This window comes from Vibrio sp. D417a, from assembly GCF_030248595.1.
Taxonomy (GTDB): domain Bacteria; phylum Pseudomonadota; class Gammaproteobacteria; order Enterobacterales; family Vibrionaceae; genus Vibrio; species Vibrio alginolyticus.
This window is the reverse complement of the sequence record NZ_JAHGAM010000001.1, coordinates 399,783-413,050: the sequence shown is the minus strand read 5'-3', so window position 1 is coordinate 413,050 and position 13,268 is coordinate 399,783. Positions and strand designations below refer to the sequence as shown.

2 protein-coding genes are annotated in these 13,268 nt (G+C 43.9%); both read right to left on the bottom strand.

Annotation, left to right across the window (positions count from 1 at the left end):
* Positions 1 to 8 precede the first annotated feature (8 nt).
* Entirely contained in the window at positions 9 to 1,760 is a 1,752-nt protein-coding gene (locus tag KI742_RS01875) for a hypothetical protein (protein WP_213866793.1), read from the bottom strand.
* A 767-nt stretch (positions 1,761 to 2,527) separates the two neighbouring features.
* Positions 2,528 to 13,069, bottom strand: coding sequence for a tandem large repeat (locus tag KI742_RS01870; RefSeq protein ID WP_285384923.1), 10,542 nt, complete (start codon positions 13,067 to 13,069; stop codon positions 2,528 to 2,530).
* Positions 13,070 to 13,268 lie beyond the last annotated feature (199 nt).

The window sequence follows — 13,268 nt, the reverse complement described above, 5'->3', positions numbered from 1 at the left end:
TTGTTTTGTTAACTTGTCTGATCTTTTTTCTTATAAGCCAGTAAATCCGCAATGGGTGTTTGAGCAAAAATGACCGTTTTATTATCTCTTCCGTGATGACTATTGCCCTGATAACCACGGAGAAGATCCACTTCTTTAACCTCTGCAGGCCAACCAGTAAAACGAATCAACCTAGAACCATTCTCTTTTTTTATACATTGGCGCAAGCACACTCGCTGCGACCAATCACCATCGCTTTGCCTTAACTCAAAGTAATCATCTGACTCGTCCAGCGTCGTATAGCCCGGATATTCGAAAACTATCTCGACAGATTTAAGTAAATACACGACCGCTACATTTTTATTTACCTGGCTTCGTAACATTGCGTATTTTTCAGGTTTTGAGGTCGCAGCACTTGGTAATACTGAGAGCAGACGAACAGAACCGTCTCCAATTTTAAAGCTTTTCTCACTGCTATAATGGTTAAGATCAGTGACTTTTATGGCCTTGGTTCCGGGATCACTTTCTAGTTGAGATAGTTCACTCTCGCTCAATCGTTTACTGTTATAAGCCAAATATACTTCTTGAGGCTCACCTTTAATCTTGTAAGGAAGCCATATATGCGGGAGAGGGTAACCTTGCGCGCTCCGCTCCACTGGGCTAGAAGCATTAATAGGGCTCAAATTTGTTTCAATCTTTTCTTTGATTTGTGGCTCATAGCCGGTCATGACTATCTCAACTTCTTCCTCAACTAAGTTGAACACTCGAGCCTCTCCAGAGCCATTCAAAGAGCCTTCACTTACCACCTTGCCGTTCTGCACGATTTGGAAAGGCTCATAAGCGAAAACACCGCCTGTTTCAGGATTGGTCATATAGATATCGGCGTGCCTTTTGGGTCTAGAGCCTTCACGAACACTATTAATGTCCGTATCTGAAAAGTAACCATTTTCCGTAATTGCCACTTCGCGCCAAATTTTATTGTGCCAAACAACATACACGTAGCCTGATTTAAACACTTCCGCAGCTTCATCTGATTTATCGCTACCAGGGAAGTGCAGCGGAACCACAGGCACCAACACGTTATCCCACTCATCCATTTGAATTTCTTTATCAACGGGTTGCAGATCTTCGGCGAGTTTAAGCAAAATTGGCTGAGGCTGGTCAGTGCAAGGGATTTTGATATAGAGCGTTTTGCCCTCAGCTTCGAGATCTTTAAATATCGCGAGGCTGCGGTGTTTGTTTTCTGTATCAGCCTTGCCTACAGTCACTTTTTCTTTTTGAGCTTCGGTTTTTCCCAACATCAAACATGCCGCGTTGCTAGACCACTGCCCTGCAAACTCGACAACGATTTTTTGATCTGGACTTGGCTCAGAGGGGACATGCGTGTAACTACGAACTAAAGCAACATCGTCAGTAACCTGCTTATAACCCGCTTTAAAAGCTTTGCTTTCATTCGAAGCAGATACAGAGTCAACGAGTGATTTAAGTCTAGGGAAGCTTTGCAGCTGAGAGTCCGTCAATGGCGAACGACGAGCAACGGTAGATAATGACACCCAATTGCCTTTCCCCAATTCGATTCTTATCGCAGCTAGCAATGCGCTGGTCGTTTTTTTGGCAGAGATGGAAATCTTTTGCGCCAATTCTTTAGGGAGGTTTCTAAGGATGTCATCTGAATTTCGCAAACGCGAAAGCTGTCCTATACACTCGTCCGGTGTAAGAACATAAGATAGCTCGTTGGAGGATAGCTTCGAGCTAGGTATAAATTTGCAAACTAAATGCATTTGAATTCTCCACAACCAACATCGTAAATATGGCTGCGGTGACAATTAAGCTGATAAGGCTTACAAGTACGATTTGGTCTGCGTATCCTACTTACTTAGCCATTTATTTTCAACGAGATAGAAAAATCGCCCGAAATCAAAAACACCAAAAAAATGGTGATTTTTACTATTAAAACATGCGATTTAACCACAATAAAAGCCAGTAACATCACCCACTCTGTCAAAATGGTAAAATCTTACTATCTAAAAAAATTTAATTTATGGACTGAAGTTAACAAAAATCGTAGTAACGTGCGCTTCAGGTAAGCACGAGGAAATTCAGAAGTTTATGAGGTGCCCTCCTCAGCAACAAACAACAAATTGACTGTTACTGAGGAAGTTTAAATAAAAAGGTGAGCGCATTACGCACTCACAAAAGTAACTGCTCTGAAGCTTGCTAGGATTAAATTTGCTTCATCGCGAGTTAAAGAGGCGAGGTATGACCCATCGACCTCATGCAGAACACTATACTCAGAGTATAGAAACGAGCGTAAATATATAATATTTAAAAAGATTTTCAACGCGACACATTCACCACAGCACCTGCCGAGCGACCATCACAATCACTTCATACACACCTAAAAGCAACATTGGCCTAGTTATTATAGTTATTCAGCCTTGTATTAAGACGATTCATTAATTCGAGTAACTTATCAATAAAGGCAATTATTTTGATAAATATCACAAAAAGTCCCAAAGAAATAAAGCGAGCTAAACGCTCGCTTTATTTATGCCGCATTTTTTAAAGTTTTGTTATCACTAAAATATCGGTTGTAAACAGCACCTAAGGAGGCTGTACTTGCGAAACGATCATAGTTAAATGTTGCTTGAGCCTCTTCCGCAGAGGCGGAAAGCTTGTTGGTACCATTTACATAAATCGTCACTACACCCTCCTTGAGTCCTGAGAGATCTAAATCAGTTGTCCATGAGTCTGAAAGCACGGTAGCCATGCCTGTGGCTTCTGTACCATCAGCGTCGACTGCTTTAATATCTATGAACTCACCATCTTCAAACCGTTCACTGCTACCACTTACTGTCACGCTTTCCACTCCAGTAACATCGTTGATAACGTCTAGGTGTATTGTCGGTGTAATTGGCATGGAGTAAGCCGTGTTCTGACTACCGGTATTCCCTGATAAGTCTTGGTAGTCACGAACAAGCAACGCCACATTGAGCTCTGACGTGCTTGGTACCACCACATCACCAGTCCAAACACTTGGGTCCGCGGTTGCCACTAATGAAGTGATCGTCGTGCCACCTAACTCCGCTGCGGCGGATTGCAGATCTTTATCGAATTCCAGCGTTACCGTCACGCTTTGGCCGATGGCTTGGTGCTCAGGCGTAAACGTCACGTTAGTCAACGTTGGCAGAGACTGCGCGAGTGTAAAGCTCTGGCTTTCACTCACTTCAATGCCCGCTGAGTTCGTCCCCTTCACCATCACAGTATAAGTGCCATTGGTTTGGTGACTCATATCAATCGCGTCACTGGTCCAAGTGCAACCGGCTTGTACCGTTGCACTGCTGCTTTTCAATACCGTCGCGCTGCCTTGGGCTTTCACGTCAACACGCAAGGACTGACCATCAAAACGTGTTGACGTACCTTCGAATTGTAGCGTGGCGGCATGCGTTTCATCCACACTGCCCACTGGCGCAATAGCTAAGGTTGGCGTGATCGGCATGGAGTAAGCCGTGCTCTGGCCACCGGTATTTCCTGATAAGTCTTGGTAGTCACGAACAAGCAACGCCACATTGAGCTCTGACGTGCTTGGTACCACCACATCACCAGTCCAAACACTTGGGTCCGCGGTTGCCATTAATGAAGTGATCGTTGTACCACCTAACTCCGCCGCTGCGGACTGCAGATCTTTATCGAATTCTAGCGTTACCGTCACGCTTTGGCCGATGGCTTGGTGCTCAGGCGTAAACGTCACGTTAGTCAGCGTTGGCAGAGGTTGCACGAGTGTAAAGCTCTGGCTTTCACTCACTTCAATGCCCGCTGAGTTCGTCCCCGTCACAATCACGGTATAAGTGCCATTGGTTTGATGACTCATATCAATCGCGTCACTGGTCCAAGTGCCACCGGCTTGTACTGTTGCACTGCCGCTTTTTAGTACCGTCACGCTGCCTTGTGCTTTCACTTCAAGACGCAGGGACTGACCGTCAAAGCGTGTCGACGTGCCTTCGAATTGTAGCGTGGCGGCATGCGTTTCATCCACATTGCCCACTGGCGTAATAGCTAAGGTCGGCGTGATCGGCATGGAGTAAGCCGTGTTCTGGCTACCGGTATTCCCTGATAAGTCTTGGTAGTCACGAACTAGTAACGCCACATTCAGCTCTGACGAGTCTGGTACCACTACATCACCAGTCCAAACACTTGGGTCCGCGGTTGCCACTAATGAAGTGATCGTGGTACCACCTAACTCCGCTGCGGCGGATTGCAGATCTTTATCGAATTCCAGCGTCACCGTCACGCTTTGGCCGATGGCTTGGTGCTCAGGCGTAAACGTCACGTTAGTCAGCGTTGGCAGAGACTGCGCCAGTGTAAAGCTCTGGCTTTCACTCACTTCAATGCCCGCTGAGTTCGTCCCCGTCACCATCGCGGTATAAGTGCCATTGGTTTGGTGACTCATATCAATCGCGTCACTGGTCCAAGTGCCACCGGCTTGTACTGTCGCGCTGCCGCTTTTTAGTACCGTCGCGCTGCCTTGGGCTTTCACTTCAAGACGCAGGGACTGACCGTCAAAACGTGTCGACGTACCTTCGAATTGTAGCGTGGCGGCATGCGTTTCATCCACACTGCCCACCGGCGTGATGGCTAAGGTTGGTGTGATCGGCATGGAGTAAGCCGTGTTCTGGCTACCGGTGTTTCCTGATAAGTCTTGGTAGTCACTAACCCGCAACGCCACATTGAGCTCTGACGTGCTTGGTACCACCACATCACCAGTCCAAACACTTGGGTTCGCGGTTGCCACTAACGAGGTGATCGTCGTGCCACCTAACTCCGCTGCGGCGGATTGCAGATCTTTATCGAATTCCAGCGTTACCGTCACGCTTTGGCCGATGGCTTGGTGCTCAGGCGTAAACGTCACGTTAGTCAGCGTTGGCAGAGACTGCGCGAGTGTAAAGCTCTGGCTTTCACTCACTTCAATGCCCGCTGAATTCGTCCCCGTCACCATCACGATGTAAGTGCCATTGGTTTGATGACTCATATCAATCGCGTTACTGGTCCAAGTGCCACCGGCTTGTACTGTCGCGCTGCTGCTTTTCAATACCGTCGCGCTGCCTTGGGCTTTCACTTCAAGACGCAGGGACTGGCCGTCAAAACGTGTCGACGTACCTTCGAATTGTAGCGTGGCGGCATGCGTTTCATCCACACTGCCCACTGGCGTAATAGCTAAGGTTGGCGTGATTGGCAATTCGTGAGCGGTGTTATCCTCACCTATGTTGCCAGTCAAATCTTTAAACTGACTAACAACCAAGTCGACACTTAACAGCGCGGTGCTCGGAACTTGTACATCACCAACCCAGACCTTTTTATCTGCCGTTGCTGACAGAGAACTAATGCGATTGCCGCCAAGCGTAGCGGTCGCCTCTTGGAGCTCTTTATCAAACTCAAGCGAGACACTCACGCTTTGCCCCACGCTCTGATGCTCGGGGTTAAATGTCACATTGGTCAGTTTTGGTAAGGTTCCTTCAACCGCGATACTTAAACTGCTTCCTTTTCCAGGAATGGTGTTGATACTTTGGTAGCTATCATCCTCTACCTGTATTGTTATGTTTTTATCTTGCTTTTCTGGACTGATGTAATTAACCGTCCACGTAACGTTGTCTGAAGTGGACCACGTATCTTGCTTTAACGTTCCTGTTGCACCGTTATCACTAGCGACAAGGTGGACATCTGAGATATCAAAGTTAGTAACTTTTTCTGTAAAGTTAAACGTAAGTGTAATCTCTTCACCTCCAAAAAGAGGGGCGCTTGAAGCAGTAGATATACTTAGCCCGGGAACGGTTGCAGCTTCCACATGTGCGTCAATAGAACTCTCGTTCTTATTATCCACTTTGTCTGTTGCTGCTACCGTGATCGTATGATCGCCTTTCGGTAACAAGTAGCTTATGACATAAGGCCCCGCTTCGGTTGTTGGCTCAGTAATCGCTTGAGGAGCCACAGTGCTGCCACCACTCACCGCTTTTGACGTGACGAGATTTAAATTTTTATCTGTAATGTATGCACTAATTTCTAGTTGATACTTATCGTTTGTCGGCACCTTAGAGGTTTGATTAGCACTTAAGCCCGAAATACTTGGAGCGTCATAATCAACAATAGATTCTATAACCTTTCCATCATAACTTTTGCCTAGTAATTCAAAGCTTGTATTCTCTCTTCCAACTGAGTCCGTCACTGTCACTTTAAGGGTATATGACCCTTGGTTATCGACGGCAAAGTTCATCATTCCATTACCACTAGATGAGATAACATCACCTGAGTAACGCAAGGAATCACCGAGGCTTGGAATAAGCTCCACAGAATACTGTGAAGCTTTCACTCTTTCTCCTTCCACCGTAGATACCGTGAATGGCTGGCTCGCCTTGGTTAAAAACAGTTTCCCACCCTGCAAACTCGTAATTCCATCGAAATCAATCGTGACTTTAGGAACACTAATATCAATGACTTTTCTGATATCAGAATACAGTCCGACGCTATCTGTCGCTTTGATATCAACCGTGATTGAACCACGCCCCTCTAACTGAGATTTTGATAGTTCAAAGTACGTAGATGAACCGTTCCCATCCTCTACTCTTTCTTCTTGATAGCTTGGGTTTAAAACCGAATAGTTTACTTTTGCCAGGCTGCTACCAGTGTCCGTTATGTCGAAACGAAAACGAACGTTATCTGGATTTGTTGGCGATTCAGTTACGATAATCTCATCGCCAACACTTGGAGATGTATTGTCAACTTTAATATCAACGGTCGCTTCACCGACTCTCGACCACACATCCGTTGCGATAATCGTTGTCCTGATCGTTTTTCCATCCGCATCGCTAGGAAGTTCACTCGTAAATGTTGAACACTTGTAGGTTGGGTCATCTGCACACACCTCTAATTGTGCAAACTTCTCCGGGTTATCTTTATAGTTGTAGGATTCCGTTCCAAATCTGGCCATCACATTGTCTAGTCTAGAGTTTTCATACAGCTTAATTCTGAATTTGGCGACAAGCTGCTGACCATTAATGGTTGTGTTTCCAACCGGATCAGTAATTTCGACGACTACCGAACCTTTAGGTAATTCAAGCAGTAGATCGTGCTCTGGCGTCAAGTTTCCTGCTAAATCAGATAAGTTCTTGATTTTGTATTCTTGAGTTGTACTCAGGCCATCAATAATATCGGCATAGGATTCAGAATACGTACACTTGATATTTCCAACACCTTTGGCACAAGTCGTTGGTGTATAAGCTTTGTTGCCAAGATTACGAACCAACTTTGGATATTCATCTGAACTTTCGGTATTCACGCCTGATAAAGCATCATTAAAAGAGAGCTCAAATGTGAGCATCTTCTTCTTCAAAGCTTCATCAAACCAAACATCACTTCCTTTAAAACTGTATGAGTTACCATCCACGACTGTCGGTGCATCAATATCCACCATCGAGAAATTGAACTTGTTGATCGTTTCACGCCCATTTGTACCCAAGGTTTTAGTGATCAAAGTGACAGGTGCTTTGGTCATGTTTTGCCCAACATTGACACTACAACTGTAAGGTTCTTGCGATACGTTGATAACACCAGAAGTTGGTTGCTCATTAGTTGGTGGCGCATCTAGAGAGTTGTATTCTTCACGAACCCAACACTCTAACGTTTTGGCTTTGACCGCACTCAATGTAGTAAAGGTGACATCAAGAACACCATCAGATAAGTAATTTTGGAAGTCCAGCGGGCTTTCAACTGTTAGAACCACGCCTTCACGCTGTACGCTAAAGGTTTGGTTTACTTTTCCAACCTTTCGGTCTTTTTCATCAAGGTAACGAACTTTGTTATAAACTTTGATATCAAGTTCATAATTACCATCTTTGGCAATTTGTGTAGAAAGCAACGTTGCAGTCCAAGTGCCATCTGCGGTTTCTGAGAACGTAAAGTTAGTCCCGTTTTGCTCTCCAGAGAATCTATACGTTGAGTCAATTCGATCAACGCCACTATCATCAACAATATCAAGCGTAAGTACGATATTCCCATCTTGATAGATGGTGTTGTTTGTAATTGGCGTTCCATCCGTGTAACTCATCGCCAGCGTCACCTGCGGGATTGAGTTGTACACTTTGACGGTAAAATCTTGCTCATCACTGGTTAAGGTTGTGTTGCCACGAACATCAGACCCTTTTAAACGAATCTTGTGTGTACCCGTACCTAAATCACCAAGGCTCACTTTGAGATCCTCATTGATTTTTGTACCAGGAGAGCCAGGTAATGGTTCCAGATCGCTAAACGTCCAATACTCTAGGCTTTCTCTATTTACGCCATTAATTGAAACATCACCGTTAGCATTTAGGTCTAGCGCCGTTAGGTCAAAGACATAGTTACCTAAGTAGTAGTCATTCGCATTGAAACCACTTAATCCTAATGTTGGTCCATCACGATCAAGAATAACCTTGTGCGCGTTAGAACTAGACTCAAAACCATAAATATCGGTTGCTTTTACATACAATGACGTTGTTTTTTCATCTTCAGAAATGTCTATTTTATCTGTGTCACTCTTGATAAGAGACATGACAAACTCTTTAGATGAATCCGTTGGCACAATTGTCTTAATTGGCGAATCTTTACCACTTTGATACAGCGAGACTTGCTCAAGGTCTGAATCGTCTATTACGGATTTAAATCGCACGTTGAACTCACGCCCTATAACATAGTTCTCTTTGGACAATGTGTCTTCAACCCAAGGCGTATTTAGGATGATTTCAGGGCCTTTGTTATCGACTTGGAAGGTAAATTTCCCTGTTGTACTAACATTGGCAGGGTAAGCGTTGTCCGTCGCAGTGACGTAAAATTCATTCCATTCATCGTAATCAAATGCTTTTGAAACCAGTTGGACTTTGACGTCAGGCTGTTCACCAACTAGGTATGGTACGTCACACGCCTCTGTTAGAGGGTCACAGCTTTCTAATGTCAGAGCCTGACCAGATCCGCGGCGCAAATCTATTTTTACGTTATTGCCAGAGCTTAACGTCCCCCAATCAATGACAGGTGTCCATTGGTTATTACCACCTAAACGGCTTTGAACCTGCTCACTTTTTACAATAGGGGCTTCAGAGTCGATACGAATATTGAATCTCGGAGCGGTGCTAGTTAACTCTGAAACGGAGTTACCTAAGTTGTCCTCTGCTGCTGCAACAACTAACCAATCTCCATCACCAGGATAAATCGTAGAGCCTTGATTTGAACAAATCTCGCCCGTACATAGTTTGACTTTAAACGCGTCTTTCGAGTTACTTGCAAAGTTTTCTGGTGTATATGTTACTTTTTCACCGGTTTGCTGATAGAAAACAAGGCCCCTCGAGGCAAGCTTATCACCAACAATATCCTCAACCTTGAAGGTTAATTCATGAGTATTGTTCGCATTTAAATAAATACCGTTTTCTACAGGTTTACCATCGACATCATTCGGTGGAAGGTAACTGGCCTTAGGGAAGTCGTTATCAATAAACACCGATTCTATAAACGGAGATTTACCATTGTAACCATACGCATTGCCATGTGGGTCCATAGCACTGGTCTCCACGGCAAACTCTATAATATCTTTTAGTTCACTAGACTGGGAGTTAAGGGTGAAGAAGTACTCTTTTCGATAAGCATTGCTGCTGTCTGAGTTTTCTACGATGTTGATGTCCAGTGGTATTTCAATATTTGGCTCATTAGCTTGATACCACATCGTGCTAAACTTCGGACCGTAAGCGTCGGTTCCTACAATACCAGAAGGATCGTCTAGGACAATTTTAGAAACAACCTCGCCAGCGATATAAAGCCTATTACCAACCATCGTCTCTCTACCGCTTTCAATGGTTAATTTTGGCTGCGGCGGCAAGGTATCGATACTGCTACCCTCTGTATCAAAAATGTTCTTACCATTTAAGTCAGGATTAGCCATCGAAATATCATCAGCATAGAGCTGCGCGATATTGGTCTCAATACCGTATTTGCTCGCCATGATTTCATAATAGGATTGCGCCAGATCTTTTCGGTAAGTTTCAGCGCCAAACGTGTAAGAATCGAGCGTAACTTGACTTCCTCCGGCCCCTATACCATTTGCTTTTCCATCGTAGCTAAAATCATCGTAAATAGCAGATGCAAAATCTAATGAGTTATTTCTTGGCATTCTCTCGGCAATACTATCAATTGCTTCAACAAGGAATCGGTGTAGATAGTCATTTGATGGCTTGTCTGGAATCGCTTTAGTCGTAAGCATTTCATTGGTTGCATAAGACACAACCGTTGGATCAAACCCAAAGAATGAGTTGTTATTCGTACCTGATAACGCGTAGCGCACCTCATCAAGAATTTGAATCGCACGTTCTGAAGTTTTCTCTCCCGCTGTCACTTGATCCCACTGGAAATCAAACAAACCAGTCTGATATGTCGATAGTTCAGTAATATAGTAAGTTTGAGAACCTTTGAGCTTAAAATACACACCAATATTGGCCTTGTTTAAGTCAACCGTTACTTTCTTGGTCCCTGGATCTCTTTTCCATTGGTAATAGTATGGCTCACTACCTTCGATACCAATTAAACGAACACGCATGAAATCATAATTCACTACGTCAGTTGTGGTTTCACAGCTCGCTACGTCAAGAGCCATAGACTGGTCACTTTCCAGTTGCTGGATAGTGGTACAACTTGCAAGTGAAGTGAATTCACCACTTGGGCTCAACCCTTCAAGTTGAGCTCGCGCACCAATAAATGGTGTCACCACTTTTATGGTTGGTAGGTCAAAGCTACTTCTAAAATATACTTCTCTTGGAGTGCTTTCGTTATCAGACTCATCGACGGTTTGAATGACTAACTTTTGACTACTGTTTTCTGATACCGATTTAAAGCTGTCACCCAAAATATCTCTTACAAAAGGAATGTAATAGATGACATCCTCTACTCGCCCATTGCTATCTAACAGCGTTTCGTGCGGAATTTTTGCGATGTAATCGTCATCGGATGCGGTTGTGTCAATAACTTGCTGAAGTGAGTAGTTGTTATCGTTGTTTTGGCTTACGAAGTACTTGACGACGAGCTTAAGCTTATTAGCGTTGGAGCCTAAAACCGTATCGGTGTTTACGTCTGAAACTTTCACACGAACATAAGGGATTTTATTCTCTTTCAATAAATTAGCGTTGAAGTTACTAAAATCTATCCCTTTTAATGAGTTCTGAATCCCTAAACTTGCGTACGCATAATCAATCTTCAGGAAATCGCGGCTTGCTTGAACATTGTCTGGGGTGTACGTATCTTGAGAGTAGATACCATCGTAAGTGGTTCGTTCACCATCTAAACCCACATTTACGTACGTCATTGACGTACCTTCAGGATAGGTTATCGTCTGTGCTGGCGCTTGATCGTCACGACTTACTGCATGCTGCGCAGAGCCCGTATTGCCTTTGCTATCCCTCGCTCGAACCTCAAAGACCGTCGTAGATAGGAATTCATCAGTTGGGTAAGCCTTACTAAACTCACAAGCATTTCCAGACTCTACAGTGACAGGAGAACATGTGACGCCCTCATGTAAGCCATCTTTAAATGAAATACTGACCGAACTAATCTCTTGCGAGCTTTCTTTTACAACCCCTTTCAGAACGTATTCTTTAAGTTGGTTATTAATTGCACTCGCCGATGTAATATCGATAACAGGCGCATCGTTATCCCATTCAAAGTTGATATGAAGACCCGAATGGCTGCCTGGAATTAACTCATTACCCAGTACATCCGCTGTATATAAGACTAACCGTGCTGCTGTTACGTTTGAGAGCCCTGTGGCAGGGTTCATATCTACACTATCGATCTCTTTGGTATTAATGTTAACTTTAACGTTGGTCTCTCGAAGGCCAACTTCAAAATCATCAAATTCAACCGAACAGAATGTGCTTCCAAAATCTTGTATGTCGTTACATTGAAATTCACCAGACCAAGAGCCATTAATCTGATACTGAATAAAGGCGGATACGTCTTCTACACCGATGTCATCAACAATTTTTAGATCAACTTTATCGGTGCCAGCAAGTACATCACGGTCAATGCGTGTCACGATAGGCGCTGTGGTATCAATCTCCGTCCCATCTCGCGGAGGAATGACGCCATCTGTACTGCCATATGTACCTAAGTCATTAAGCCTCTTACTAAAGTCGACATAGTCGGCAGCATCAGTACCTGAAATATTGATACTTGGGTCGTTTACCACGATCAAAACGTGCTGAGATAAGTCACGTGTGTAAACGTCGCTGTTTATCTTTTTCTGTCCAAAGCTGAGGGGAGTCACTGCTCCTGAAGTCTTGCTCACTTCAAGACCATCAAGAACACCATCTGCAATAACATCCCGATATTGGATGTCGGCGAAATGCATTGAAGTGTAGACGTTATCGCTGTTGCCGTATTTTTTTATAAGATCGTAAGAGTAAGACGAGTATGCAGTTAATAAAGCGCCGTATTGATGCCCAGCACTAGCAAAACTGCTTTGCCCACCTTTGGTTATATCAATAGGTTTGGTCTCATTTACGTCAAACCCATACATGCTATTGATACTATCCAAAGCGGTTGAAAAGGCACTCTTATCTGTGGCCCCCTGAGAAATTTTGTACTTTGCCAAGCCTGCTGCCAAGTTCGACAGCGGAGTAAGCATTAACTTTTGCTCACTCCCCTCTTTAAAGTTCACAACACCTTCAAATTTAAGTGTCTTCGCATTACTCACAGATACCGTTTCATTTGTAAACGGATCGGTATAACTCCCCTCTTTTGCAACAACAAAAAGAGGCATTGACGACGATTCAAACTCTAGCAGATAGTTTCCGAAGGCATCAGACGTAGTGTTAGCCAACTTCCGACCTAAGTTTCCATTTTTGAACTCGAAAACCTCAATCTTGGCGCCATTGACTGGGGCGTCAAACACCATACCGGAAATGCTTCCTTTGCTTCTAGCTGGAGGTGTGTTGTCTCCTCCATCACCACCACCACATGCACTCAATAAAAGAGATGTAAGCGTAAGACCTAATGTTAATTTCAGCGTATTTTTAGCGAACATAGTAATTTGGCAAAATATATTTTCCCGAGATTATATTATTGAAAAATATTTTCTCAACGTGACATTAACACCAACAAAATAGGCATAAACACCAAGCCAACCGTCACTTTAACTGAATTATTAAAATTATTTTTACATCCTATAATTATTAACTTAGTTAAAACAGAGGAATTACTCATGCTTTAATGCTAGTTTTTAT

What these genes read in the sequence shown, in the direction of transcription:
- KI742_RS01875 (WP_213866793.1), bottom strand. Translation starts at nt 1,760, where the DNA reads ATGCATTTAGTTTGCAAATTTATACCTAGCTCGAAGCTATCCTCCAAC.
- KI742_RS01870 (WP_285384923.1), bottom strand. Translation starts at nt 13,069, where the DNA reads ATGTTCGCTAAAAATACGCTGAAATTAACATTAGGTCTTACGCTTACA.